This is a genomic window from Pandoraea capi (assembly GCF_902459735.1).
Taxonomy (GTDB): Bacteria; Pseudomonadota; Gammaproteobacteria; order Burkholderiales; family Burkholderiaceae; genus Pandoraea; species Pandoraea capi.
On the sequence record NZ_CABPRV010000005.1, the window covers coordinates 15,795 to 41,097 of the forward strand.

Annotated in this window: 22 protein-coding genes; 15 read left to right on the top strand and 7 right to left on the bottom strand. The window is 62.2% G+C overall.

Annotated features, from left to right (window positions below):
• The first annotated feature begins 9 nt into the window (after positions 1-9).
• The 4 genes from PCA20602_RS11920 to PCA20602_RS11935 all read left to right on the top strand — a co-directional run bounded on the left by PCA20602_RS11920 (position 10) and on the right by PCA20602_RS11935 (position 3,892).
• Positions 10-1,092: a CaiB/BaiF CoA transferase family protein gene (locus PCA20602_RS11920; protein WP_150721422.1), complete on the top strand. Its 1,083-nt coding sequence runs from the start codon at positions 10-12 to the stop codon at positions 1,090-1,092.
• A gap of 271 nt (positions 1,093-1,363) precedes the next feature.
• Complete coding sequence (locus tag PCA20602_RS11925; protein ID WP_174981031.1) at positions 1,364-2,092, top strand: hypothetical protein; 729 nt, start codon at positions 1,364-1,366, stop codon at positions 2,090-2,092.
• A gap of 71 nt (positions 2,093-2,163) precedes the next feature.
• The gene (gene dinB / locus PCA20602_RS11930) at positions 2,164-3,357 is read left to right on the top strand and encodes a DNA polymerase IV (protein WP_246182140.1); all 1,194 of its coding nucleotides are present in this window, start codon (positions 2,164-2,166) and stop codon (positions 3,355-3,357) included.
• A gap of 25 nt (positions 3,358-3,382) precedes the next feature.
• Positions 3,383-3,892 carry an MgtC/SapB family protein gene (locus PCA20602_RS11935; RefSeq protein ID WP_150721423.1) on the top strand — a complete coding sequence of 170 codons (510 nt, stop codon included), beginning with the start codon at positions 3,383-3,385 and terminating at the stop codon, positions 3,890-3,892.
• Positions 3,893-4,149: 257 nt separating this feature from the next.
• Here PCA20602_RS11935 and PCA20602_RS11940 read toward each other — a convergent pair whose 3' ends face one another.
• Positions 4,150-4,485 (bottom strand): hypothetical protein, encoded by a 336-nt coding sequence (locus PCA20602_RS11940; RefSeq protein ID WP_150721424.1) that lies wholly within the window; start codon positions 4,483-4,485, stop codon positions 4,150-4,152.
• Positions 4,486-4,737: 252 nt separating this feature from the next.
• Here PCA20602_RS11940 and PCA20602_RS11945 point away from each other — a divergent pair, with 252 nt between their 5' ends.
• Positions 4,738-6,228, top strand: a complete 1,491-nt coding sequence (locus PCA20602_RS11945) for a cryptochrome/photolyase family protein (RefSeq protein ID WP_150721425.1) — start codon at positions 4,738-4,740, stop codon at positions 6,226-6,228.
• Positions 6,229-6,567: 339 nt separating this feature from the next.
• Here PCA20602_RS11945 and PCA20602_RS11950 read toward each other — a convergent pair whose 3' ends face one another.
• The 3 genes from PCA20602_RS11950 to PCA20602_RS11960 all read right to left on the bottom strand — a co-directional run bounded on the left by PCA20602_RS11950 (position 6,568) and on the right by PCA20602_RS11960 (position 9,867).
• Entirely contained in the window at positions 6,568-7,653 is a 1,086-nt protein-coding gene (locus PCA20602_RS11950; protein WP_150721426.1) for an urea transporter, read from the bottom strand.
• Between the two features lie 133 nt (positions 7,654-7,786).
• The gene (locus PCA20602_RS11955; protein WP_150721427.1) at positions 7,787-9,505 is read right to left on the bottom strand and encodes a glutamine--tRNA ligase/YqeY domain fusion protein; all 1,719 of its coding nucleotides are present in this window, start codon (positions 9,503-9,505) and stop codon (positions 7,787-7,789) included.
• 161 nt (positions 9,506-9,666) lie between these two features.
• Positions 9,667-9,867: a hypothetical protein gene (locus PCA20602_RS11960; protein ID WP_150721428.1), complete on the bottom strand. Its 201-nt coding sequence runs from the start codon at positions 9,865-9,867 to the stop codon at positions 9,667-9,669.
• A 157-nt stretch (positions 9,868-10,024) separates the two neighbouring features.
• On the opposite strand from PCA20602_RS11960, the gene PCA20602_RS11965 reads away from it, so the two are divergent.
• From PCA20602_RS11965 to PCA20602_RS12005, 9 genes are all read left to right on the top strand, one after another.
• Positions 10,025-10,540, top strand: coding sequence for a hypothetical protein (locus PCA20602_RS11965; protein WP_150721429.1), 516 nt, complete (start codon positions 10,025-10,027; stop codon positions 10,538-10,540).
• A gap of 545 nt (positions 10,541-11,085) precedes the next feature.
• A complete protein-coding gene (locus PCA20602_RS11970) occupies positions 11,086-11,319 on the top strand; it encodes a hypothetical protein (RefSeq protein WP_069341730.1) in 234 nt (77 codons plus the stop codon).
• 164 nt (positions 11,320-11,483) lie between these two features.
• Complete coding sequence (locus tag PCA20602_RS11975; RefSeq protein WP_150721430.1) at positions 11,484-11,957, top strand: GNAT family N-acetyltransferase; 474 nt, start codon at positions 11,484-11,486, stop codon at positions 11,955-11,957.
• A gap of 144 nt (positions 11,958-12,101) precedes the next feature.
• The gene (locus PCA20602_RS11980) at positions 12,102-14,033 is read left to right on the top strand and encodes an ATP-binding cassette domain-containing protein (protein WP_150721431.1); all 1,932 of its coding nucleotides are present in this window, start codon (positions 12,102-12,104) and stop codon (positions 14,031-14,033) included.
• Between the two features lie 343 nt (positions 14,034-14,376).
• Positions 14,377-16,356: a DNA topoisomerase IV subunit B gene (locus tag PCA20602_RS11985; RefSeq protein WP_150721432.1), complete on the top strand. Its 1,980-nt coding sequence runs from the start codon at positions 14,377-14,379 to the stop codon at positions 16,354-16,356.
• Positions 16,357-16,549: 193 nt separating this feature from the next.
• Positions 16,550-16,936 (top strand): DUF4399 domain-containing protein, encoded by a 387-nt coding sequence (locus tag PCA20602_RS11990; RefSeq protein ID WP_425495669.1) that lies wholly within the window; start codon positions 16,550-16,552, stop codon positions 16,934-16,936.
• Positions 16,937-17,009: 73 nt separating this feature from the next.
• Positions 17,010-17,855: a lytic transglycosylase domain-containing protein gene (locus PCA20602_RS11995; RefSeq protein ID WP_246182141.1), complete on the top strand. Its 846-nt coding sequence runs from the start codon at positions 17,010-17,012 to the stop codon at positions 17,853-17,855.
• Between the two features lie 217 nt (positions 17,856-18,072).
• Positions 18,073-20,409 (top strand): DNA topoisomerase IV subunit A, encoded by a 2,337-nt coding sequence (gene parC, locus PCA20602_RS12000; protein WP_150721434.1) that lies wholly within the window; start codon positions 18,073-18,075, stop codon positions 20,407-20,409.
• 11 nt (positions 20,410-20,420) lie between these two features.
• Positions 20,421-20,873: a CopD family protein gene (locus PCA20602_RS12005; RefSeq protein ID WP_069341724.1), complete on the top strand. Its 453-nt coding sequence runs from the start codon at positions 20,421-20,423 to the stop codon at positions 20,871-20,873.
• Between the two features lie 51 nt (positions 20,874-20,924).
• On the opposite strand, the gene PCA20602_RS12010 is transcribed toward PCA20602_RS12005, so the two are convergent.
• The gene (locus tag PCA20602_RS12010) at positions 20,925-21,848 is read right to left on the bottom strand and encodes a LysR substrate-binding domain-containing protein (RefSeq protein WP_150721435.1); all 924 of its coding nucleotides are present in this window, start codon (positions 21,846-21,848) and stop codon (positions 20,925-20,927) included.
• Between the two features lie 131 nt (positions 21,849-21,979).
• On the opposite strand from PCA20602_RS12010, the gene PCA20602_RS12015 reads away from it, so the two are divergent.
• On the top strand, positions 21,980-23,248 hold the full coding sequence (locus PCA20602_RS12015) for an MFS transporter (RefSeq protein ID WP_150721436.1): 1,269 nt from the start codon (positions 21,980-21,982) through the stop codon (positions 23,246-23,248).
• Positions 23,249-23,447: 199 nt separating this feature from the next.
• Here the strand turns inward: PCA20602_RS12015 and PCA20602_RS12020 are convergent, their stop codons facing one another.
• Together PCA20602_RS12020 and PCA20602_RS12025 are read right to left on the bottom strand one after the other, a co-directional pair.
• Positions 23,448-23,903: a RidA family protein gene (locus tag PCA20602_RS12020; RefSeq protein WP_150721437.1), complete on the bottom strand. Its 456-nt coding sequence runs from the start codon at positions 23,901-23,903 to the stop codon at positions 23,448-23,450.
• A gap of 177 nt (positions 23,904-24,080) precedes the next feature.
• Positions 24,081-25,271 (bottom strand): aminotransferase-like domain-containing protein, encoded by a 1,191-nt coding sequence (locus PCA20602_RS12025; protein ID WP_150721438.1) that lies wholly within the window; start codon positions 25,269-25,271, stop codon positions 24,081-24,083.
• Between the last annotated feature and the right edge of the window lie 32 nt (positions 25,272-25,303).

Here is a 25,303-nt window from a genome sequence, read left to right on the forward strand (position 1 = left end):
CATCACGCTATGACCGACACGCTCGATGCCCTGAACGCCCGTCAAACGTCCGCATTGCCCGACGCCTCAGACAAACCATTGTCCGGCGTAACCGTGCTCGATCTGACGCGGCTGCTGCCGGGACCTCTCGCCGGTCAGCGCCTTGCCGAAATGGGGGCGCACGTCATCAAGATCGAGGACACGGGCGCGGGCGACTATGCCCGCGAGATGATGCTCAGAGAGGGAGAATCGGCACCGAGTGCCTTCTGGCGACTCCTGAATCGTGGAAAAACCGTCGAGCGGCTGGATCTCAAGCAAGCGGGAGATCGCGCGCGGTTTCTTGCGCATGTTGCCCGTGCGGACGTCCTGCTCGAAGGGTTCCGGCCCGGTGTGATGGCGCGTCTGGGGTTCGATTTCGAAACGCTCGTGGGCGTGCGGCCATCGTTGGTGATGGCATCGATCTCCGGTTACGGACAACAGGGACCGATGTCGCAAGCGGCCGGACACGATATCAACTACATCGGTTATGCGGGCGTACTCGATCAACTGGCCGACGCGGGCGACGCGCCAATCGTTCCGAACTTCCAGATCGGCGACCTTTATGGCGGCGGGCAGGCTGCCGTACAAGCAGTGCTGGCGGCGCTCGTCGCGGCGCAACGCACCGGACGCGGGCGTTGGCTGGACATCTCGATGACACACGAAGTGTTTCGCTCGAACATCGTTCCAGCGGTCGCGCTGCATCGTCAGTGCAGTGCTTCACGCGCGGGCAAGGATCTGCTCAATGGCGGCGTGCCGTGCTATCAGGTGTACCGCACACTCGATGACCGTTACATGGCCGTTGGCGCACTCGAACTGAAGTTTTGGGAGACGTTGTGCGATGTGCTCGAACGGAGCGATTGGAAGGCGCGTCACTGGTCGTTAGGGCAAACGATCGGCGGTTCGGACGCTATGGCGCTTCAGGCCGAATTGGCTGCCGTGTTTGGCAGTGCGTCGCAAGCCGACTGGACCGCACGTTTTGCTGACGCCGATTGTTGTGTGACGCCTGTACTTCGGCTTGAGGAAGCGATCAAACATCCGCTGTTTGCGCAAACGAGAGAGGCACTGCTGCCGTGATGCGGATAAGGGAGGGGTGTGGTGCGAGGGGGGAATGGATGGGGGCCGCAATCGTGGCGAGGAGGGGCCCCAGCGAGTGTGCGCTGGCGATAACAGGTGTTGGCGCCGCGAGGCGTTACCGAATGTCACAATTTTTCATGGCCGTTAGACGCGAATGGGGGGCTTCAATCGCGTAGAGTCTTTGCTGACCAAAGACCACTCCGCTATGACTCGACGGCTTGCTTCGCTCAGACCACGGCAATGGCCGATCTCCGCTGCGCGACCGCACTGGGTGAGCACTGTCGTCGCAAGTGCTGCGGTCGCCATCGTGACGTGTGCGGGATGCGCGTCGTATCAGGACGCGCCGACGGATCGAGGCAAGGTCCGTTCGACATCGATGACGACGGCCGATCTGGCGCAGACGGACATCAACCGCATGGCGACGCTGGGCATGCGGGCGAATCTCGAGAGCCTGTATCTGCTCGCGGACAAGCTCTACAAGCGCAATCCCCGTGAATGGCACAAGGGCGGGGCGGCGACGCAGTCCGAAGCCATGGCGCAGTTGCGTGCCGCCGTCGAGGGACGTCGTACGCTGGCGGCACTAAAGGATTTGCGGGACGTGAAGGCCTTGTCGCTGTCACTGGATCCGACCTTTAGCGGCGATCGGGTCGCCGCTTTCGTCTTCAGTCTGTCGGACACGATCATCGCCGCACATGGCGGCACGACGGTGTTCTATCTCAGCGACGGGTTGGACGCGCAACGCATTTTCAACGCGGCCCGTAATGTAGAAATCGCTGCGTGGTTACTGGCGAGCCGTCGCGATATGACGGGCAAGCCGCTGCTGCTGGCGAATGAAATCGGCGATGTGCGCAATGTGAGTTTCGAGCGCGAGTTCGGCAAGATCATCGGTCGGCTCGATCTTCTCGCCGAGATGCTCGACGAGAAGTACCGTCGGGCCGGCATCGGCTACGTTCAGAACCTGCTGGGGGCGCAGTTCCTTCAGTTCTTGCCGGTACGGTGATCCGGCGACGCTCGTGGCGCGGATGAGATAGGTCGGACAAACGTTACCGATGGGACGCGGAATGTGCGCGAATGCTGTATATTTGCACAGTGTTTCCGCCACCCGCCATGACAGACCCTTCAGCTCCTCTGCGCAAGATTATTCATTGCGACGCCGATTGTTTTTACGCTTCCGTAGAGATGCGTGACGACCCGTCGCTGCGTGGGATTCCGCTGGCGGTGGGCGGTCAGCCGGATCAGCGCGGCGTGGTGGCGACATGCAACTACGAGGCGCGTGCGTTTGGTGTGCGTTCCGCCATGCCGTCCGCGCAGGCTATGAAACTCTGCCCGAGGCTTCGCATCATTGCGCCGACGATGCAGCGCTATCAGGAAGCGTCCAAACGGATCATGGCGATCTATCGTGACTACACGGAGCTGGTCGAACCGTTGTCGCTGGACGAGGCGTATCTCGATGTCACCGACAGCGAGCACTGCGGCGGATCTGCCACGCTTATCGCCCGCGAGATCCGGGCGCGCGTCGCCGCAGAGGTTGGGTTGACGGTATCGGCGGGCGTCGCACCCAACAAATTCATCGCCAAGATTGCCAGCGACTGGCGCAAGCCCGACGGTATGTTCGTCGTGAAGCCTGCCGAAGTCGATGCCTTCGTTGCTGTCCTGCCTGTCGAGCGACTATTTGGCGTTGGCAAGGTCACGGCCGAAAAACTTCGTGCGCTGGGGGTGGATTCGTGCGCCGACCTGCGCAGCCATTCGATGGCCGATCTTACTGAGCGCTTTGGTGTGTTCGGACAACGCCTGTTCGAACGCTGCCGTGGGATCGATACCCGGGAGGTCAGCCCGGATCGCGAACGCAAGTCGATTAGCGTCGAGACGACGTACACGCGTGACCTGCGGACATTGGCTGAGTGCGAGACGGCGCTCGAACCCTTGCTTCGTCAGTTGACCGAGCGAATTGGTCGAGCCCGACGCAATGAGCCGCTAGCGATTGCCAAGGTGTTCGTCAAGATTCGTTTTGCCGACTTTTCACGGACGACAGCGGAGGCAGGGGCGCTGGGTGTCGATCCGGGGCAGTGCCGCGAATTGCTGGCTGAAGCCGTGGGGCGAAAGCGCCGTCCGGTTCGGTTGATGGGCGTCGGGGTCCGGCTGCTTGAAGGACAGGCAACGCGTCAGTTGCGCTTGTTCGACGACTGGGAGGACGGCCGTGATGGACCGGATGAATCGACGCACTCAACATCCGCATCGGGCGATAATGCACCCACGCAGGCCTGAACTGCATAGACGCGTGAGGTGAGGGATGGCGGAGATCATCGAAGTCACACTGCGGCTGACTGCCGCGTTGATCCTCGGCGGATTGGTCGGGCTCAACCGGAACCTGCATCACAAGTCGGTCGGCCTGCGGACACTGGCTATCGTTTCCTTCGGATCGGCGTTGTTCGTGCTCGCCGTGGTGCCGTTTCCGGGGACGGCGCTGCCGTACGACGGATCGTCAGTGAGTCGCGTCGTGCAAGGTATCGTCGCGGGGATCGGGTTCCTCGGTGCGGGATGCATCATCCGGCCGAGTCATAGGGCTTCGGTCCATGGTTTTACGACAGCCGCAGCGCTGTGGAGCACGACCGGAATCGGCATCATTTGCGGCCTCGGTCGCTGGCATATCGCGTTGGTGGCCATGGTGCTGCTGCTTATCGTGCTGGCGCTCGGCGGGCGTATCGAATCGCTCGCGCACCGTTGGCTAGGACACGACGAGCCGGAAAAGCACTCACCGGACGCGGACGCGACGGTGCCGCGTGCGCACGACGACAAGTAACATCGACGCGTTTGCAGAAGACGCACATCGCAGTCTCCCCGCCCTGAACGTCCTGGGCATATTCTTGTGGATGCCGAAGAAAAATGCCCGCCGAAGCGGGCAAATGACGTTGTCGCAGTACCCCCAAAAGGACGTAAGAGGGCGATTTCATTTTGGTCACCTGCCTGTGTTTCGCCAATCGGGGCTTGCCCGATTAGGGAAAGCACGTTCGGGTGACTACGTAACCGAACGTGCTCGATTGAAATGTGCGCTTCATATCATTGAAGTGCGCGCAACTCGGTGGCACGTGCGCGCGCGACGCGAAGACCGTCGGTCTGAAGGGTGACGGTGGCGGCGTCGGCTTGTTGGGCGGCGTCCGATGCTGAGGTGTACGTCACGATGGCCGCCTGCCGTTCGCGGCGAAAACGCTCGGTAATCGGCGCGCATTCGGTGGCGGCTTCGTCGGCCAGACGGATCGGGTCCGGCACGAGATTGACGTAACGGGCGACGTGACCGTAAAGGCAGGTGCGGTACTGATCGGCGGCAGCATCGGCGGCGGTCAGATGCCGCTCACGCAGCGTCGCGGCGTCCGGGCTCGTCTGGCGTGTAGTCATCGAATCGCCGTGAGGCTTCCAAGGCGCTGCACACCCTGCAAGGATCAGCACGGTAACGGCGCTGCACAGGGTTGGCACAACGTGGCGGGAACAGGCCAAAATCGGAAACTTCCGAGTCATGAGGTAATCGAGGCCGATGGCGTAAAGTTCATGATCTCGCTATGGTACGGGATTTGGCGGATTCGTCCCGGATTCCGCAAGGCACCTGCGACTTAACCCGATGACGGCGCACACCTGTCGCGCCAATCAGACATGAGCGAATTCCAAAAAGGGCTGGTATGGCTGCGACGCGATCTGCGTTGCGCCGACAATGCGACGCTGGCGCAAGCGCTAGCGACCTGTAGCGAGGTCTACGTCGCGTTCGTTTTCGATACGACGATCCTCGACGAACTGCCGCGAGACGACCGTCGTGTTGCGTTCATTCACGACAGCGTCGGCGAGTTGGCGAAGACCTTCGCCGATGCAGGCGGTGGGCTGATCGTCCGGCATGGTGATCCGTCGAAGGAAATTCCGGCGTTGGCCAAATCGTTGGGGGTACAGGCGGTATTTGCCGGCCGCGATTATGAGCCGGCGGCCGTCGCTCGCGACCGATCCGTCGCCCACACCCTGGCGGATGCGGACGTGGCGTTCGAACTGGTCAAGGATCAGGTGATCTTCGAGATGAACGAGATCCTGACGGCGCAGGGCGAACCCTACAGCGTCTTCACGCCGTATTCGCGCGCCTGGCTCAAGCAGGTGCGTCCGGTCGATCTGGCGCCGCATGGACGCCCGACAGACCTGAAACGTCTGGCGAAGCCGCCGCACGGTCACGGCAAACTGCCTTCGCTGGCGTCTCTCGGATTCGATGTGCCGGCGTCACGCCGTATGGCGGTGCCTGCGGGGGAGGCGGGGGCGCGCCAGTTGCTCGACGACTTCCTGCCGCGCATGTCGCACTACCATGAGCGGCGCGATTATCCTGCGGTGAAAGGACCGAGCTATCTGTCGGTGCATCTTCGTTTCGGCACGGTATCGATCCGGACCCTGGCACGTGAGGCGCATGCGGCCATGCTGCGCAGCGGCGACGCCGGGAATGGCGCGAAGACGTGGCTCAGCGAACTGATCTGGCGTGAGTTCTATTTCATGATCCTGCACCATCATCCGGATGTCGTCGGTAACGCCTTCAAGCCGGCCTATGATGCGATCGAGTGGGCGTCCGGCAAGGCAGCCGACGCACTTTTTCAGGCGTGGTGCGACGGGCGCACGGGCTACCCCCTGGTAGACGCGGCCATGCGTCAGATCAATGAGACCGGTTACATGCACAATCGGCTGCGCATGGTGACGGCCAGCTTTCTGGTCAAGGATCTCGGGATCGACTGGCGGCGCGGGGAGGCGTACTTCGCGCGTCAGTTGAACGACTTCGATCTGGCGGCAAACAACGGGGGCTGGCAATGGGCCGCCTCTACCGGTTGCGACGCGCAACCGTACTTTCGCATTTTCAATCCGGTCACGCAGTCGGAGAAGTTCGACCCGGAGGGCCGTTTTATCCGGAAGTACGTCCCGGAACTGGCCGACTTGTCGGACAAGGCGATTCATGCGCCGTGGCGTGTCGACGCTGAAATACTACGAGACGCCAAGGTGACGCTCGGACGCGACTATCCGCACCCGTTGGTGGCGCACGACGTGGCGCGCAAGGAAACATTGGCGAGATACGCCGTGGTGAAGACGCCCGCGGTGTCCAGCGAGGCTGGGGCCGAAGACGAATGATCGCGGGGTAAATCCTGCCCAGTGCGAATCCACGTAGATACGTGCGCAGATACGTGTATACCCCGGTCAACTTTTTCCATGGTCGGCCGTTGATACGGGTATGGCACGCAAGAGGCCTGGGCTTCGATATCGGTTCGCAACGTCGGGGGGCGTTAGTGAGCGTCAGGGAGGAAGCAGTACTACAACAGCAGATGTGCTCAAAATGCTCTGAAACGAGCAAGGGCAGGCCAAAACCACACGGGGAAGCTGGAGTTAATCCTTGGCCGCATAGACGGCAGCTTCGAACCACGGGGTTCGCGTTGAGCGAGTGCCCGGAACGTAAGCGTTCCGGGCATTTTTTTATGCCGTCGCTTTTTGCTTGGTCTCTTGTTTGGTCTTTTGTTTCGCCTGATGTCCACGCCATGCGCCGATCCCAAGGACAAGCCAGACGGCCAGATTGAACGGCAAGGTGAAGTATGGCCATCGCAATGGCGCGAGCCATGTGCCCAATACCACGCAGATAGTCGCCGCCAGCATCGCGCCAAGCAGGCGAAGCTTTGGAGGGCGCCCGAAAACCCCTAATCCAAGCGCGGCAAGGAAGGCATTGACGCCGGCGCCTCCCATCTGAACAGTCATGGAGGGCCAAGGCGTTGCCATCAAGGTAAAGATCATCCAGACGGTCGTGGCAGCGATCAAAGCCCAGAGCGTCGCACGCACATTCCCGAGCGCCAGCACGTACCAGGTGAGCAGACCCAGCACCAGCGGCGCGATGAAGACGACCTGCCCGACAGTGCAGAAGACGAAGCCGGGCGTGCCCGCATCGCACGCCAGAGCGCCGCTGCGGGGTAGCAGATCCAGCCACGGCCGGAGGGCCCATGTCACGGTCATGGCGACCACGAAGGGGCCAGTCAGCGCGGGAATCCGGTATCGAGCGAGGACGGCCGTCGCGACGACGCTCATGCCCACGCATAGCGTGAGCCAGGCGGCAAAGCTGGCATCCGGTTGCCACAAGGCGCCGAAGGCAATCCCGGTCAGCGCCCCGTTATACCCGATCAGTCCCGCCCGACGCCGGTCTCGCGGCATCCGCAGTGCGATGGCAAAACCCGAGGCGCTCACGCTCGCCGCCAACCCCGTCATGGCGGCCGACAGGTCGGCCAGCGCGAGCACGGCCAGAAGCAATGCACCGACGCCGGGCGACGGCATGAAGTAGATTTGCGCAAAGTTGGCCATGACCCCACGCATCTCTGCAATCATCCATTGACGCTCGCCGGCCAGCGACGATGAGGCTTTCGACGTGGGCGGGGGCGTTACGATGGGCGAGCGGGGCACGGTCATGACGGAAACGACAGCGACGTTGGCGGACGTGAGAGGGGGCTCGCGCGCGGTCGTCGGATCGGCCAGTGACAGCAACGCAGCGATGGCGGCGAGCTTACGCCGAACCGTCATCGCCGGGTATGTGGCCTCGTTATAGTCGGTATTTGAGCGGCCGAAAGCCCCGATCCACCGTCCCGGAAATGCTAAACCCGCGCACGAGGGCGCGGGTTTTGTTCAACGGGTGTCAGGCTGTCAGGCGCAGCGCTTACTTGCCGCCGCCCTTGGCCGGTTTCACTGCCCAGCTGTCCTTGAGCGAGACGATCCGGTTGAAGACCGGCTTGCCCGGCACCGAATCGTGACGGTCCGCCACGAAGTAACCGTGACGCTCGAACTGCACGCGATCTTCCGGCGCGAAGTTCAGCATGCCCGGCTCGACATAAGCCTGCGTGACCCGCTTGGCGTTCGGATTGATGGCGTCGAGGAAATTCTTGTCGCCGGCATCCGGGTTCGGGTCGAGGAACAGACGGTCGTAGATACGCACTTCCGCCGCCAGTGCGTGCGGCGCGCTCACCCAGTGAATGTTGCCCTTGACCTTGTAGTTGTCAGCGCCCGGCGTGCCCGAACGGCTGTCTTCGAAGTAGTTGCAATGCACGGCGCTCACGTTGCCGTCGGCATCGGTATCGAAGCCAGTGCACTCCACCACGTACCCGTAGCGCAGGCGAACCTTGTTGCCCGGGAAGAGACGGAAGAAGCCTTTGACCGGCTCGGCCTGGAAGTCTTCGCGCTCGATCCACAGCTCGCGCGAGATCGGGAAAGTACGCACGCCGCGCTCAGGGAAGTGCGGATGCACCGGCGCTTGACAGTCTTCCTGCTTGCCTTCCGGGTAGTTGTCGATGATGAGTTTGAGCGGGTCGAGCACTGCCGTGGCGCGCGGCGCCTTCGGGTCGAGGTCGTCGCGCAGGGCCTGTTCGAGAATGCTCATGTCGATCCACGACGCTGACTTGGCCACGCCGATACGATCGCAGAACAGTTGCAGGCTCTCGGGCGAGAAGCCGCGACGGCGCAGGCCTACGAGCGTCGGCATGCGCGGGTCGTCCCAGCCGTCGACGTGCTTTTCGTCCACCAACTGACGCAGCTTGCGCTTGCTCGTGATCGCGTAGGTCAGTTGCAGACGGGCGAATTCGATCTGCTGCGGCGTGGGGCGGCTGAACATGCCCGCGTCTGCCAGCTCACCGAGCACCCAGTCGTAGAACGGACGCTGGTCTTCGAACTCCAGCGTACACAAGCTGTGGGTGATGTTCTCGATGGCGTCTTCGAGCGGGTGCGCGTACGTGTACATCGGGTAGATGCACCAGGCGTCGCCCGTACGATGATGGTGCGCGTGACGGATACGATAGATGGCCGGGTCGCGCAAGTTGATGTTGGGCGACGCCATGTCGATCTTCGCGCGCAGCACGTGCGTACCGTCGGCGAACTCGCCCGCACGCATACGGCGGAACAGGTCGAGGTTTTCTTCGACGGTGCGATTGCGGAACGGCGAGTCCTTGCCGGGCTCGACGAGCGTGCCGCGATTGGCGCGCATGTCGTCGGCGCTCTGGCTGTCGACATATGCCTTGCCGCGTTGAATCAGCATCTCGGCGGCTTGATAGAGCTGCTCGAAATAGTCGCTCGCGAAGTAGAGATGTTCTTTCTGCGGCGTCTGATAGCTGAAACCGAGCCACTTGACCATGTCGATGATCGAGTCGACGTATTCGGTTTCTTCTTTCTCGGGGTTGGTGTCGTCGAAGCGCAGATGGCACACGCCATCGTAGTCGCGGGCGATACCGAAGTTCACACAAATCGCTTTTGCGTGACCGATATGCAGATAGCCGTTCGGCTCCGGCGGGAAGCGCGTTTCGACGCGCTGGCCCCATTTGCCCGAGCGATTGTCTTCGTCAATGATGTTGCGGATGAAATTGGATGCCGCGCTCAGCTCTGTGCTCATGCCTGTCCAGTGTTCGGAGTTTGGCGAATATTCTACCGTACCGCACTGCACCACGGGAGAGCGTCATCTCCACGCCACGCGACGTCGCAATTCAGGACACGGCATCGAGCCGCGATGCCGCGTCCTCCTGCCTCCTGCCTCCTGCGGCCTGACCGGTGGGATCAGGGCGTTTGCGTCGGGGCGCGTTGGCTGGGCCAGTTGGCGTATGAGAGTAGCCAGAGTGAAATGATGTTGACGATCGGAATGAAGGCCAGCACCGTGAGCCAGGGGGAAAAGCCGAGCCGTCGAAGAATGCGCCACACCGGGACACCGATCAGCACGATGCTGACGAGTAGAGCGAGAAAGCTTGGCGTATTAGCCATGAGACATCTCCCTATGCGCCCCACCCAATGCGAGGCCCAGGGGCAAGTATAAGGAAGGGATCGGTGTGCGCGGACACGTTTCCCGGATTGTGTCCTATGCTGGAAACACTGTCGGCGTGGCCGGCGGCTCTGTGCCTGACCCTCAATGGAGGAGATCATGGAACTGCATCTCAGCTCGCATCGCTATACGCACCGCTCGCCGGACTGGGCCGCCGCGGCCGTCGCCGGTTTTGTGGCCTGCGCCTTCTTCTCCGCTGTCGAAATGCTCATGGTGCTGCTCGTCTCGGGCCAGAGCCCATGGGTGCCGCCCCGTATGGTGGCGGCCATCGTGCTCGGGCCGGGCATTCTGTCGCAGCCGGCCACGTTCGACGTGTCGATCGTCGCCATGGCATTGATGGTGCACGCGGCCATCGGTGTCGTGCTGGGCGTGGTGCTCGGGGCGATCATCGCGCCGTTCCGGCTCGACTCCGACGTCGCGACCGTGTCGATTGCCGGCGGCGTCTTCGGCCTGATCGTCTATGCCGTCAATTTCTATGTGATGACCCAGATGTTCCCGTGGTTCATGGAGTCGCGCGGGTGGACGATGGTGGCGGGTCACGTAATTTTCGGTGCATTCGCAGGGTATATGTACTGGGTATTGCGGCAAATGGACGACGACAAGTCGACACCGTAGTCCAGCGCCATCCGGCGGGCGTTGACGCACTTTGGTGCAAGTCGGATCGTTTTCTGCTATGATTCGCCAACTGCATTCATTCGCCCGTCAACTTCGGGTTTGCTTGAGGCAGTTTCTCGTGGCATGAAATGCCCGGCAGATAAGACATCTGCCCGGCGTCGGCCAAACGCGCGGCACGAAAATCACTACAGATGTGTCGCATGTACGTTGCCGACGCATGTCACCCTGAACGCTTAGTCGTTCAAGTCGCCGTTCCGAAAGGACGGGCGACACCGTTCCCCGAAACAGGAAGTCGTACAGAACGCCCGGATTGCGCCTTGTTTTTTCGCGCCGTCGGTGCGCATGCGGACTTGCGCCGTATGCAACGTTCAGTCGCATCGCTTGTCGTATGTCAGTCACTTTTTTGTCGTGTGACTGTCATATTCGACAGCTACGCTGCGTGCACTTCACGGAAACATTTGTGCAAATTTGCACTCTCATCACCGTAAGCCGATTCGAGAGGGATAGTTATTAGTCAATTTTCTTGCAGTAAAGAAGGATACAAAATGAAAACAACGCAATATCAAGAATTCCAGTACAGTGTCCACGCCATCGAGCGAGACAATGCCCGTTGGGACGCGTTCTACGAGATTCATCGTCCGACCCAGAAGGGTCTGGAAAAAGTGGGTGCCTATCAGGTGCAGACGGCCTACGGCTTCGCCACGCAGGGTAACGCCCTCGACGACGCCGAGCGCAACGCCCGCGCCGACATCGAGCAAGGTATCGTCTTTTACCAGTAAGTCCGGGACATTCCCGTTCGACTGCCTCGTTCGCTTTTCTCGTTCGTCTTTTTCGTCTTCCCCCTATTCATCCCATGTGCGCGATCCCGGCATCGTCGCTTTGCGACGGTGCTATAGTCCCGCCTTTCTCACGATTTCCCTCGGCAAAGGGCGGAGCGTCGGCAATGGAATGGATGTGCAAGTCGTTCGATGAGTTGGGCAGCGCGCTGCTCTATCGCATTCTGGCCGCAAGAAACGCGGTGTTCGTGGTCGAGCAAAACTGCCCGTATCAGGACATCGACGGACGTGATCCGCACAGCCTCCACCTGGTGGCGCAAGCCACGACGAGCACCTCGGATGGGGCGCAGATCGCTGCCTATCTGCGATTGCTGCCCCCCGGGTTGGCCTATGAGGAGGCCTCGATCGGGCGTGTCATCACGGCGTCGTCCCATCGGGGGACCGGGCTTGGCCGGGAACTGCTCGCGCGGGCGGTCGCGATTGCCGACGCGCAGTGGCCGACGGCGGCGTTGCGTATCGGTGCCCAGGCGCATCTAGAGGCGTTTTACGGCGGATTCGGCTTCGTCAAAGCCAGTGAGCCCTACGATGAAGACGGCATCATGCACATCGAAATGGTGCGTGCAGCACCGCGCAACGCCTGATTCGATGCCTGCGAGCGCGGTAACATCGCTGCCATCGCCGAGCACATATTCGCGCAGTATCACGCTTTATCGGCCGGGCCATCGCGCCCGGCACTACAATATCTCCCACCGCAGTTCACGCGTTCCAGAGACTTTCCCCGACACATGGCCTTGTACTCCATCACCGGCGCCCAACTGGCGTTCGGTCACCACGCATTGCTCGACAATGCCGATTTTTCACTCGAAGCCGGTGAGCGCGTCGGGCTTATCGGCCGTAACGGCGCCGGCAAGTCGTCGCTGCTCAAGATCGTGGCCGGACTCACGTCCCCGGACGACGGTCTGGTGGCGCGTCAGGCCGGGCTGCATACGGTCTACGTCCAGCAGGAGCCGGAGTTCGATCCCGAGCAGTCGGTGTTCGACGCCGTCGCGTTGGGGCTCGGTGACTCGCACGTCCTGCTCTCCGAATACGACCGCACGGCAGAAGCGCTGTCGGTGGCCCCGGAGGGTGCCGAGCATGATGCCCTGCTTGCCCGTCTGAACTCGCTGCAATCGTCGCTCGATGCGGCCGATGCGTGGCAACTCAAGACACGTGTGGAGACGACCATCGCGCAGCTCGGACTCGACGGGCACGCCCGCGTCGGCGCGCTCTCCGGCGGGATGCAGAAGCGGGTCTCGCTCGCGCAGGCGTGGGTCGCGAAGCCCGATGTGTTGCTGCTCGACGAACCGACCAACCACCTCGATTTCGACGCGATCCGCTGGCTTGAAGAGCTGCTCGTCAACTACCGTGGCGCGTTGCTGTTCATCACCCACGACCGGAGCTTTCTGGATCGGGTCGCCACGCGCATCGTCGAGCTCGACCGGGGGCGTTTGCTCTCGTACCCGGGCAACTTCACGCAGTATCAGGAGCGCAAGGCCGAGCAGTTGGAAATCGAACGTGTGGAGAACGCGAAGTTCGACAAGCTGCTCGCGCAGGAGGAAGTGTGGATTCGCAAGGGCGTCGAGGCGCGTCGCACGCGGAGCGTGTCGCGTATCGAGCGTCTGAAGACGATGCGCAGCGAACGTGCCGAACGTCGCGAGCAGCAGGGCAACGTGCGCATGGATGTGGCGCAGGCGGAAAAGTCGGGCAAGATCGTGGCCGAACTCACCAACGTGACGAAGGCCTACGGCGGGCGCGTCATCGTGCGCGACTTTTCCGCGACGCTCATGCGTGGCGACAAGGTCGGTCTCGTGGGCCCCAACGGGGTCGGCAAGACGACGATGCTCAAGCTGATCCTTGGGGAAATCACGCCGGACAGCGGCCAGATTCGCGTCGGCACGAACCTTCAGGTGGCGTACTTCGATCAGATGCGCGCGCAACTCGATCCGGAGCGCAGCCTGCTCGACACCATCAGCCCGGGCAGCGACTGGATCGAGATCAACGGCACGCGCAAGCACGTCATGAGCTATCTCGGCGACTTCCTGTTTTCGCCGGAACGCGCGCGCTCCCCGGTGAAGTCGCTTTCCGGCGGTGAGCGCAACCGCTTGCTGCTTGCCCGGTTGTTCGCGCGTCCGGCCAATGTGCTGGTGCTCGACGAACCGACCAACGACCTCGACATTCCGACACTTGAGCTGCTCGAAGAATTGCTTGAGGAATATAGCGGGACGGTGTTCCTCGTGAGCCACGACCGTACGTTCCTCGACAACGTGGTGACTTCGGTCATCGCAGCGGAGGGCGACGGCAACTGGCGGGAGTATGTCGGTGGCTTTACCGACTGGCAGGTGCAGAGCGAGCGCTCGGCGGCTCTTGCCGCGCAACGTGCGCCGGCGGACGACACGCCGAAGGAAACGGCGAGCGCGCCCAAGCGGGGCACGAATCGTACCGTCAAGCTCAGTTACAAGGAGCAACGCGAACTCGATGGATTGCCAGAGCGCATTGCGTCGCTCGAAAACGAGCAGAAAGCGGCCGCAGCCACGATCGAAGACGGTTCGATCTTTGTGAAAGATCCGGCAGCGGGTGCGGCGTTGTCCGAACGTTTCGAAGCGATTGAACTGGAGTTGCTCGAAGCGCTCGAACGCTGGGAAGTGCTCGAAGCCAAGCAGCGCGGCGAGGGCGCGTAAGCCCGTTGGCTCACGTGAACCGCCGTGTCGCGGACAACTGAAACGGCGGCCGGTTTTCCGGCCGCATTTCTTTGGATGTCACGATGGATGTCACGAGGTGATCGGCGATGTCACTTGAGCGCGCCGCGAGTGACAGTACAATAGGCCGCGATTCATCGGGCGTCGGGCGTCTGCCGGAGCATTGGCCGTTGCCGCACGAACACCCGAGTGCCCATTATGTGGGCGCCGCAACACAAGTCGTTGATCCGGCGTCACTTTTGTCATGTGTTAATGGGTTTTCCCCGTGGTTGTCCACAGGAAATGTGGATAATCGCCGGGCGTCGAACCCCAATTCAGTCACGCTATGTCGAAAAAAAATACGCCTGCCCAGTACAGCGAAGCGTCCATCAAGGTCCTGAAGGGCCTTGAGCCGGTCAAGCAGCGCCCGGGCATGTACACCCGCACCGAAAATCCGCTGCACATCATTCAGGAAGTCATCGACAACGCTTCTGACGAAGCGCTTGGCGGCTATGGCAAGCAGATTCTCGTCACGCTGAACAAAGACGGTTCGGTGAGTGTCGAGGACGATGGCCGTGGTATTCCCGTCGGCATCCACCCGGAAGAGGGTGTGCCGGTCGTGGAAATCGTGTTCACTCGTCTGCACGCGGGCGGCAAGTTCGATAAGGCCGCGGGCGGCGCTTACACGTTCTCGGGCGGCTTGCACGGCGTTGGTGTGTCGGTGACGAACGCACTCGCGACGCGACTGGCCGTGACGGTCTGGCGTGACGGTCAGGTCTCGGAACTCGAATTTGCCGACGGCGGCAACGTCGACGTCGCGCTCCACTCGCGTGCGGCGCAACGCGGCGAGAAGAAGAGCGGTACGCGCGTGACCGTGTGGCCGGACGCCAAGTACTTCGATAGCCCGACGCTGCCGCTGGGTGAGCTGCAACGCCTGCTGCGCTCGAAGGCCGTGTTGCTGCCCGGCGTGCGTGTGACGTTGCGTCAGGAAAAGAACGGTGAAGAGCAGACGTGGTTTTACGAGCATGGCCTGCGCGGCTATCTCGTCGAATCGCTGGGTGGCGCAGAGCCTCTCATTCCACTCTTCGAAGGCGAGCGTTTTGCCGACGGCAGCGAAGACAGTTTTGCCGAAGGCGAAGGCGCTGCGTGGGTCGTGGCCTGGACGGAGGACGGCGCGCAGGTGCGCGAGTCCTACGTCAACCTGATTCCGACGCCCGCAGGCGGCACGCACGAATCAGGGCTGCGCGAAGGGCTGTTCCAGGCTGTGCGCGGCTTCATCGAATTGCACAATCTTCAGCCCAAGGGCGTGAAGCTGCTGCCCGAAGACGTGTTCTCGCGCGTGTCGTTCGTGCTCTCGGCAAAGGTGCTCGATCCGCAGTTTCAGGGGCAGATCAAGGAGCGCCTGAACAGTCGTGACGCGGTGCGTCTCGTGTCGTCCTTTACACGCCCGGCGCTCGAGTTGTGGCTCAATCATCACGTCGAGCATGGCAAGAAGCTTGCCGAACTCGTGATTCGTCAGGCGCAGGCGCGTACGCGTGCCGGCCAGAAGATCGAAAAGAAAAAGAGTTCGGGCGTGGCCGTTCTGCCGGGCAAGCTCACGGATTGCGAGACGGAAGACATCACGCGTAACGAACTGTTCCTTGTCGAGGGCGACTCGGCAGGTGGTTCGGCGAAGATGGGGCGTGACAAAGAGTTTCAGGCGATTCTGCCGTTGCGCGGCAAGGTCCTCAATACGTGGGAGACCGAGCGCGACCGACTGTTCGCCAACAACGAAGTGCACGATATCGCGGTGGCGATCGGCGTCGATCCGCATGGCGCGAACGACACGCCCGATTTGTCGAATTTGCGTTATGGCAAGATCTGCATCCTCTCCGATGCGGACGTGGATGGCTCGCACATTCAGGTGCTACTGCTGACGCTCTTCTTCCGCCACTTCCCGCAACTGATCGCGACGGGGCACGTGTTCGTGGCGCGCCCGCCGTTGTATCGTGTCGACGCCCCGGCACGCGGCAAGAAGCCCGCGCAAAAGCTCTACGCGCTCGACGAGGGCGAACTCGAAGCGATTCTCGACAAGCTGCGCAAGGACGGTGTTCGCGAATCGGCATGGTCCATCAGCCGCTTCAAGGGGCTGGGCGAGATGAGTGCCGAGCAACTATGGGAGACGACGATGAATCCCGACACGCGGCGCTTGAGCCCCGTGGCCCTGGGGCATCTCGATTTCGACGCAACCGTGTCGCGGATGAACATGCTCATGGGCAAGGGCGAGGCGGCGCAGCGCCGTAGCTGGCTCGAAGCCAAGGGCAACGAAGTGGAAGCCGATATCTGAGCGGAATGCCGTAGGCCCGCGTCTGGCGGGCGATCAGTGGGGTGTCGGCGTGTCGGAAAGTGTCCATTCATCGCATTTTCGCCGCGCTCACGCAGGGCAAACCAGCGTGAGCGCTCACATAGTGGGATAATCCACCCTTCACCCTACCGGGAGTCGCGTTATGTTGCGTTCTATGCGTTGCATTTTCGTGCCGATGTTGCTTGCCGGTGCAAGCGTTACCGCCTTGGCACAGTCGGCCCAGCCGCGCGTCTTCTTCGTTGCCCCTACTGATGGGGCGACGGTTTCGAACCCGGTCGTGGTCAAGTTCGGCGTCGCGGGCATGGCGATCAAACCGGCGGGCGACATGACGTCCGACACGGGCCATCACCATCTCATCATCGACGGCGATCCGGTTCCGGCAGGTCAGGTCGTTCCTACCGACGACACGCACCTGCATTTCGGCAAAGGACAGACCGAGACGAGCGTCAATCTGACGCCAGGCGATCACACCCTGACGATGCAATTCGCCAACGGTGCGCACCAGTCGTACGGTCCGGCCATGAGCCAGACGATCAAGGTGCATGTCAAAGGTCAGCAATAATCCAGTTTCGACGGCAGAGCGCCTCAGCGCGATCCGCCGAAAGTTCTCTCTGCGGCAGTTCGCAGGTCCCGCGTTGGCAGCTTTGCTGCTTGCCGCGACGCCACTCGCGCACGCCGAGCTTTACGGTTACGTCGACGAAAACGGTGTCGCTCACCTGGCGGCGCGCAAGCTCGATGCGCGCTATCGGCTGGTGGTCGGTAATGGCGGCGACGTCGATTTGCGCACGCAGCAGCAGGGCGGTGCGGTCAGCACCACCGATCGTTCGCGTCTGTACGACGCGCTTGCCCGTCATCCCAATCTGAAAAAACTGGCGCCCGTGATCTCACAGGCAGCGCAGAAATTTCATGTCGATGCCGCGTTGCTGAAAGCCGTGATTGCGGCTGAGTCGGGATTCGATAGCGATGCCGTGTCACCCAAAGGCGCGGTGGGATTGATGCAGGTGCTGCCGACCACCGGGGAGCGTTACGGGGTACGTTCGGACGCTCGCCGCACGGTGGCCCAGAAACTCACCGATCCGCGTACCAATGTGCTGACAGGCGCACGCTACTTGCGTGACCTGCAAGCGCGATATCCCGACCGTCTCGAACTGGTGCTCGCGTCGTACAACGCAGGTGAGGGTGCTGTCGCCCGGCACGCGAATCAGATTCCGCCTTATGCGGAAACGCGCGATTACGTCGCAGCCGTGCTCGAACTGTATCGACGTTTCAATCCCGATGCAGCCGGCATGCCGGGCGGGAATGTCGTCAGGACCGGCGCCGGGAAATTCGGCAATGCCCGCGTGAACGGCTCGCGCGACGGCCGCATACACGTCGTTCTGGGCGCACCGTCGGGCCTGCCCGTGGTGCCTGCTACTATGCCGAACGCCTCCGGGCGTGAATCGGCACCCTCCGGGTTGTCGGCGCCGCCCGCCACCGACTGAGGCCGCTTCCCGCATGCGGTATGCGGCATGGCGACTCGGAATCTTCCGAATTGCGGTCGGAATTCCGGTAGTTTCACTCGCCGTCGATCCCAAAATCACATCTCGCTTTGCCATTCAGACGCGTTTTTGCCGAAATGTACCGGCGAGCTTGGTATGATCTCGCGGTCAACGTCCTCCCGAACTCTCGTCAAACGTTCGCAGCAAACCCACAGGTTTTATGGAACAAGCAGAAGATCTCTTTACGCAACCGTCGGATGACGACACGCTAACGCTCGGCGCGTATGCCGAGCGCGCTTATTTGGACTACGCGATCAGCGTGGTCAAGGGCCGCGCCCTGCCGGACGTCTGCGATGGTCAGAAGCCGGTACAGCGCCGCATCCTGTTCGCGATGAACGAAATGGGCCTTGCGTCCGACGCCAAGCCGGTGAAGTCGGCACGCGTCGTCGGCGATGTGCTCGGTAAATTCCACCCGCACGGCGACCAGTCCGCGTATGACGCCCTGGTGCGTCTCGCGCAGGACTTCTCGATGCGCTATCCGCTCATCGACGGTCAGGGCAACTTCGGCTCGCGCGATGGCGACGGCGCGGCGGCAATGCGATACACCGAAGCGCGTCTGACGCCGATCGCGAAGCTGCTGCTCGACGAGATCGATGCGGGCACGGTCGATTTCGTGCCGAACTACGATGGCTCCACGGAGGAGCCGCGCTTGTTGCCGGCGCGCCTGCCGTTCGTGCTGCTCAACGGCGCCTCGGGGATCGCGGTTGGTCTGGCCACGGAAATCCCCTCGCATAACCTGCGCGAAGTCGCGTCGGCTGCCGTCGCCCTGATCCGCAATCCCAAGCTCGACGATGCCGAGCTGATGACCCACGTGCAGGGGCCGGACTTCCCGGGCGGCGGGCAACTGATCTCGAGTGCGGCAGAGATTCGCGCCGCTTACGAGAGCGGCCGTGGCAGTCTCAAGATGCGGGCGCGCTGGAAGATCGAAGAAATGGCGCGCGGTCAGTGGCAGGCGGTGGTGTATGAACTGCCACCGAATACCTCCGGTCAGAAGGTGCTCGAGGAAATCGAGGAGCTGACGAATCCGAAGGTCAAGCTCGGCAAGAAGTCGCTCACGCCCGAGCAGCAGAATCTGAAGCAATCGATGTTGGCGATGCTCGATGCCGTGCGCGACGAATCGGGTAAGGACGCGCCGGTACGTCTCGTGTTCGAGCCGAAATCGAGCCGCATCGATCAGCAGGAATTCATCACCACGCTGCTCGCGCACACGAGCCTGGAGTCGAGTGCGTCGGTGAACCTCGTGATGGTGGGCGCCGATGGCCGTCCGGGCCAGAAGTCGTTGCGCGACATCATTACCGAATGGATCGGCTTCCGCTTCGAGACGGTCACGCGTCGCACGCGTCACCGTCTGGGCAAGGTCGACGACCGCATCCATATTCTCGAAGGCCGCATGATCGTCTTCCTGAATATCGACGAAGTCATTCGTATCATTCGCGAGTCGGACGAGCCGAAGGCCGCGCTGATGGCATCGTTCAAGCTGAGCGAGCGTCAGGCTGAAGACATTCTGGAAATTCGCCTGCGTCAGTTGGCGCGTCTGGAAGCGATCAAGATCGAGCAGGAACTCGCGTCGTTGCGCGACGAGAAGGCGAAGCTCGAAGACCTGCTCGCCAACGAGAGCACGATGAAGCGCCTGATCATCAAGGAAATCGAAACCGACGCCAAGCAATTTGGCGACGAGCGTCGCACCTTGATTCAGGAGGAGAAGCGTGCGGTGGCCGAAGCACGCGTCGTCGATGAGCCAGTGACCGTTGTCGTTTCTGCCAAGGGTTGGGTCCGGGCGCTCAAGGGCCACGGTCTGGACGCGCAGGGTTTCTCGTTCAAGCAGGGCGACTCGCTGTATGGCGCCTTCGAATGCCGGACGGTCGATCCGTTGATTGCATGGGGCAGCAACGGCCGTGTCTATTCGGTCGCGGTGGCGCTCCTGCCGGGCGGGCGTGGCGACGGCGTGCCGCTGACCTCGCTGATCGAACTCGAATCGGGTTCACGTCTGTTGCACTACTACGCGGCCTCGGGCGAGCAACCGCTGTTGCTGGCCACGACGGCTGGCTTTGGCTTCACGACCAAACTGGGCGATATGGTCAGCCGCGTGAAGGCTGGCAAGTCGTTCATGACGATTGATGACGGTGCCGAGCCGTTGGCGCCCACGCCGATCTGGCAGGGGGCGAGTGCCGTGGCCTGTCTGTCGAGCGATGGACGTCTGCTCGTATTCGGCATGGACGAAATGAAGGCGCTCACCGGAGGCGGACGTGGTGTCACGCTGATCGGTCTCGAAAGCAAGCAGACGCTGGTGTCGGTCGTACCGATCAGCGAAGCGGGGGTCACGGTGTACGGTGAGGTACGGGGCGGCAAGTTGCAGTCCGAGACGCTCTCGGGTGCATCGCTGGCGCCGAACATCGGCAAGCGCGCTCGCAAGGGACGCGCACCGGCAGTGAAGTTTGCGACGTTCAAACCGCGTTCGCTCGAGCCGGTGTTGCCGGCCGCGCCGACGGCATCCTGAGAGGATCACGCATGAGTGTCTACGCCTTCAGCCTGTTCCTGCATCTGGTGAGTGTCGCCGTCTGGATCGGTGGAATGTTCTTCGCGCTGGTGTGTCTGCGTCCGGCGTCGTCGGAGCTCTCGCCCCAGCAACGTCTGCCGTTGTGGGAAGCCGCGTTCACGCGCTTTTTCACGTGGGTCGGCGTTGCCATCGTGCTGATTCTGCTCTCCGGCGGGCACATGATGATGGGCATGGGTGGTTTGCATGCCCGTTGGCCGGTGCATGCCATGGCGGGGATCGGTGTGCTGATGATGCTGGTCTTCGGGCACATCCGTTTCGCGCTGTTCCCGCGTCTGCAACGCGCGGTGCAGGCGCAGTCCTGGCCCGACGGGGCTGCGGCCGTCAACGGCATTCGCCGGCTCGTGATTCTGAATCTCGTGCTGGGGATCGTGGTGATCGGTCTGGCGGCGTCGCTGCGCGGCTAATACGGCTGATACCGGTCGCGCCGATCACATCCGATCGCAAGATTGGCGGCATCACGTGGCTGGCTGACGCTCGTCGCGGAGATGGCCGGCCACTTCGTGGCACATCGCCACGAAAGCCTGAACAAGCGGGCTATTGTCGTCGCGGCGCTTTCCCAGGAGCAACGGTGCATGGGCATCGGGTTCGCTGACATCCATGAAGTGCGCCCCTTCGATCTGGATGCAACGCACCGCTGCCGGTAGGATCGCCACACCCAATCCACTTGCCGCGAGCGCGACAATCGTCGTCGACTCGCGCGCCTCCTGCACGACACGCGGTGTAAAACCAGCGCGCTCGCACATGCCCCGAATCTGACCGTCGATCGCCGTGCCCACGCCGTGGGGATGCATGATGAAGGCTTCGTCAGCCAGATCGGCAATCGACAGGCTGGCCCGCCGCGCGAGTCGATGCCCTTGATGCAAGACCACGACCAGCGCCTCATCGATCAATGTCTCGAAACTCAGGCCTGCGACCGGCGGCGCATCTTCTGCCTGGCGCAACAGACCGATGTCGAGCGTGCGAGCGACCAGTGCCTCGCGCTGATTCTCCGAGGGCGACTCGCTCAGCGTGAGCGTGACGCGTGGATACCGCTGACGGTAGCTCGTGAGCACGCGTTTCATGAGATTCGTCATCGGCGCCGACGTCGTAAAGGCGATGCGTAACTCACCGGCGTCGAGTCCTGCAATTTGCTGCACTTCGAGGCGCGCAGCGTCGGCATCGGCCAGAATCTGGCGTGCCCGCACGAGGAACGCGCGCCCCGCGGCAGTGAGGAAGACGCGTCGCTGCGAGCGCTCGAAGAGCGGCACGCCCAACTCATCTTCCAGTGCGCGGATCTGCATCGACAGCGGCGGTTGCCCGATGTTGAGCTTCTGGGCTGCACGGCTGAAATGCAGTTCCTCGGCGACCGTCACGAAGTAGCGGAGATGACGCAGTTCCATGCTTGGAGCCTCAATTGATCTATTTTATATATAGAAAAGTCGCTTAAATATATATTGGACGCGAGGTAAGGGCAAACCTATCATTCGTTGTATACATTTCACCCTTGGTTCGCGCGAGGCGAGCCATCTCCATGGCATCAACGAATTCCCTCCCTCTTGCTACCGGCGGTGCGTCCGTCGCTGGCGCGTCTGCCCCGAAACTTCCTGCGGGCGTAGCCCGTGGCACGCGTGAATACGCCGTTATCAGCCGGGCGCTCTTTTTCGGCGGTTTTTCAACGTTCGCGCAGCTTTACTGCATGCAATCGCTGCTCCCGCTGCTGACGACGACGTTCGGCATCAGCCCCGCGCAGGCGAGTTGGTCGGTGTCTGCGGCAACGATGATGATGGCGCTTGGCCTGCTCGTGACGTGTGTCGCCGCAGACCGCGTGAGTCGCAAGCGCATGATGACCATTGCGTTGCTCAGTTCGTCGGTGCTGACGCTGGCGAGTGCGTTCTCGACCAACTTCGAGACGATCGTCATTCTGGCGGCGCTCAAGGGGCTCGCCCTGTCGGGCTTGCCCGCCATTGCCATGGCCTACCTCAGCGAAGAGATCGATCAACGCTCGCTCGGCATGTCGATGGGCCTCTACATCGGCGGCAACATTCTGGGCGGGATGGCGGGCCGGGTGATGGCCGCTTTCGTCGCCGACATGTTCTCGTGGCGTGTGTCCGTCGCGCTGATCGGACTCGTCTGCCTGGCGATGGGACTCGAATTCGCCCGCAGCTTGCCTCATTCACGCCGCTTCACGCCGCGCCACATGCCCGTGCGCGAGGCGCTTGGTCATGCCCGCCGCCATCTGGGCGATCCGGCGCTGCTTGGCCTGTATCTGTTCGCCGGGCTGATGATGGGCAGCTTCGTGAGCATTTACAACTATCTCGGCTTCCATTTGTCGGCAGCTCCGTTCCATCTGCCGCATGCGGCCATCGGCGCCATTTTCGGGATGTATCTGATTGGGGTGGCCGGCTCGTTCATCGCGGGGCCGCTCTCGGATCGCGTGGGGCGTCCACGCCTGCTCTGGGCGCTCGTGGCGTTGGCGATGGTCGGGCTTGTGACGATGTTGTTGCCGCAGGTGCTGGGCGTGGTGGCCGGACTGGCGATCTTTACGTTCGGCTTCTTCGGTGCCCATACGGTTGCCAGCAGTTGGGTCGGACGGCGTGCGACAGAAGGGCGGGCGATCGCGTCGGCGTTGTATCTGTTCTTTTATTACCTCGGCTCCAGCCTACTCGGCAGCTTCTCTGGTGTGATGCTCAAGTCGAACGGCTGGCACGGTGTGGTCGCCTTGCTGTGCGTCGCTGTGGTGATTTCATTGGCCGTCGCCATCGCGATGCGGCGTGCGTACGGATCGGGCAAGCCGGTCTGATCGACGTCACAGCGAGTGCGGTACCGCGTCAAAACACAACAGCCACCCGAGGGTGGCTGTTGTCATATTCGCGGGACGAGCGTGCCGACTACGCTGACGGTGCGACATCGAATGTCGTCGTCGCGGCGGCATGTCGGCGCGCTCGAGAGCGCTACCTCGAGCCCGTCCCGCGAACGCATGCGCAGGGCTGACGCAGTGCTTACGCGAGTTCGGCGATCAGTTCAATCTCGACACAGGCGCCCAGCGGAATCTGCGCGACGCCAAAGGCCGAACGGGCGTGTTTGCCCGCGTCGCCGAACACTTCACCGAACAGTTCCGACGCACCGTTCGTCACCAGATGCTGGTCGGTGAATTCCTGTGTCGAGTTCACGAGGCTCATCAGCTTCACGATGCGCTTGACCTTGTTCAGGTCACCCGTGTGCGCATGCAGCGTGGCGATCAGCTCGATCGCGACAGCACGTGCGGCGGCCTTGCCCTCTTCGACGCTCACGTCCTGACCGAGCTTGCCGGTCCAGACCTTACCGTCTTTCTTCGGCAGGTGACCCGAGAGGAAAACGGTGTTGCCGGTCTGAGCGGCCATGACGTAGGCAGCGGCCGGGGCGGCGGAGGTCGGCAGTTCGATACCGAGTTGCTTGAGTTTGTCGTAGACGGACATGTACGGCTTCCTTGCAGATACGGTGAAATCGGGCCGATCGATTCGTAGATGCGATCGGTGGGGCTGGTTCGGCGATGGGTTGCGCGATTCCCGTCGATCCCTTGGCAATTGGCCCGAGGCAGGCTCGGGCCAATCAGCGCAAGACGGGTTACGGGTCGCTGTCGCGCGGGGGGCGAATCAGGCAGCGCGTCGGGTCGCGGCGTCTGCAATCAATGCCCCCAGGCGTGCGATACCGATCTCGATCTTCTCGGGCGGCACCGTCACGAACGACAATCGCAGCGTGTTCGTTTGCGGCGTGCCGACATAAAACGGCGCGCCGGGCACGAACGCGACATTCTGCGCAATCGCTTTTTCCAGTAGCTGCATGGTGTCGATGCCAGCGGGCAATGTCAACCAGATGAACATGCCGCCCGCAGGCGTGGTCCACGTGGCTCCGGCGGGCATGTGCTGCTTCAGCGATGCGAGCATCGCTTGCGCCTGCGAGGCGTAAAGCGTGCGAATCGACGGGATATGCGTGTCGAGAAATCCGTCTTTCACGACTTCGTAGGCGATGCGCTGCGTGACGCTGGGCGTGTGCAAATCCGCGGCCTGCTTGGCCTGGACGAGCTTGGCAATCACCGCCGTCGGGCCGATGATGAAGCCGAGTCGCAGCCCCGGGGCGAGAATCTTGGAGAACGAGCCCATATGGAGTACGTGCTCGGGCGCAAGCGACAGGAGGCTCGGTAGGCGCTGGCCTTCGTAGTCGAGTTCGCCGTAGGGGTCGTCTTCGATAATCGCCAGACCGTCGCGCTTGGCCACGGCCGCCAATGCTTCACGACGCGCCATGGGCAAGCGACGTCCCGTCGGATTCTGGAAGTTCGGCATGGCGTACAGGAAGCGGGCGCCTTTCGCCAGTTCCGGCGTGAGCGCCTCGGGAAGCAGGCCATGATCGTCGGTCGGCACCGGCACGTATTTCGGCGCGAACAGCGAGAACGATTGCAGTGCCCCCAGATAACTCGGCGCTTCGACGAGCACCCGGCTGCCCTCATCGATGAAGATCTTGCCGATCAGATCGAGACCCTGCTGCGATCCGGTGGTGATCAGTACGTTGTCGGAAGAGAGCGTCAGGCCGTCGCGTGAGTAACGCTTGGCGATCCATTCGCGCAGCGGGGCAAACCCCTCGGTCGCGCTGTATTGCAGCGCAGTCTGCGGCGACTCGGTGAGAACGCGCTCTGCGGCCGCACGCATCTGTGCGACGGGGAACGTCGCCGGGGAGGGCAGGCCGCCAGCGAACGAGATGACTTCGGGGCGCTCGGTGACCTTGAGAATTTCGCGAATGGCCGAGCTGGTCAGATTGCGGGCGCGTTCGGAATATTGCCAATCGTGCATGATGGTCTCGCTTGGAATGTGCGGCTTTTCTG

Excerpts from the sequence above, each read along its gene's own strand:
- PCA20602_RS11920 (WP_150721422.1), top strand. The coding sequence starts at position 10 with ATGACCGACACGCTCGATGCCCTGAACGCCCGTCAAACGTCCGCATTG.
- dinB (WP_246182140.1), top strand. The coding sequence starts at position 2,164 with ATGCTGTATATTTGCACAGTGTTTCCGCCACCCGCCATGACAGACCCT.
- PCA20602_RS11935 (WP_150721423.1), top strand. The coding sequence starts at position 3,383 with ATGGCGGAGATCATCGAAGTCACACTGCGGCTGACTGCCGCGTTGATC.
- PCA20602_RS11940 (WP_150721424.1), bottom strand. The coding sequence starts at position 4,485 with ATGACTACACGCCAGACGAGCCCGGACGCCGCGACGCTGCGTGAGCGG.
- PCA20602_RS11945 (WP_150721425.1), top strand. The coding sequence starts at position 4,738 with ATGAGCGAATTCCAAAAAGGGCTGGTATGGCTGCGACGCGATCTGCGT.
- PCA20602_RS11950 (WP_150721426.1), bottom strand. The coding sequence starts at position 7,653 with ATGACGGTTCGGCGTAAGCTCGCCGCCATCGCTGCGTTGCTGTCACTG.
- PCA20602_RS11955 (WP_150721427.1), bottom strand. The coding sequence starts at position 9,505 with ATGAGCACAGAGCTGAGCGCGGCATCCAATTTCATCCGCAACATCATT.
- PCA20602_RS11960 (WP_150721428.1), bottom strand. The coding sequence starts at position 9,867 with ATGGCTAATACGCCAAGCTTTCTCGCTCTACTCGTCAGCATCGTGCTG.
- PCA20602_RS11965 (WP_150721429.1), top strand. The coding sequence starts at position 10,025 with ATGGAACTGCATCTCAGCTCGCATCGCTATACGCACCGCTCGCCGGAC.
- PCA20602_RS11970 (WP_069341730.1), top strand. The coding sequence starts at position 11,086 with ATGAAAACAACGCAATATCAAGAATTCCAGTACAGTGTCCACGCCATC.
- PCA20602_RS11975 (WP_150721430.1), top strand. The coding sequence starts at position 11,484 with ATGGAATGGATGTGCAAGTCGTTCGATGAGTTGGGCAGCGCGCTGCTC.
- PCA20602_RS11980 (WP_150721431.1), top strand. The coding sequence starts at position 12,102 with ATGGCCTTGTACTCCATCACCGGCGCCCAACTGGCGTTCGGTCACCAC.
- PCA20602_RS11985 (WP_150721432.1), top strand. The coding sequence starts at position 14,377 with ATGTCGAAAAAAAATACGCCTGCCCAGTACAGCGAAGCGTCCATCAAG.
- PCA20602_RS11990 (WP_425495669.1), top strand. The coding sequence starts at position 16,550 with ATGTTGCTTGCCGGTGCAAGCGTTACCGCCTTGGCACAGTCGGCCCAG.
- parC (WP_150721434.1), top strand. The coding sequence starts at position 18,073 with ATGGAACAAGCAGAAGATCTCTTTACGCAACCGTCGGATGACGACACG.
- PCA20602_RS12005 (WP_069341724.1), top strand. The coding sequence starts at position 20,421 with ATGAGTGTCTACGCCTTCAGCCTGTTCCTGCATCTGGTGAGTGTCGCC.
- PCA20602_RS12010 (WP_150721435.1), bottom strand. The coding sequence starts at position 21,848 with ATGGAACTGCGTCATCTCCGCTACTTCGTGACGGTCGCCGAGGAACTG.
- PCA20602_RS12015 (WP_150721436.1), top strand. The coding sequence starts at position 21,980 with ATGGCATCAACGAATTCCCTCCCTCTTGCTACCGGCGGTGCGTCCGTC.
- PCA20602_RS12020 (WP_150721437.1), bottom strand. The coding sequence starts at position 23,903 with ATGTCCGTCTACGACAAACTCAAGCAACTCGGTATCGAACTGCCGACC.
- PCA20602_RS12025 (WP_150721438.1), bottom strand. The coding sequence starts at position 25,271 with ATGCACGATTGGCAATATTCCGAACGCGCCCGCAATCTGACCAGCTCG.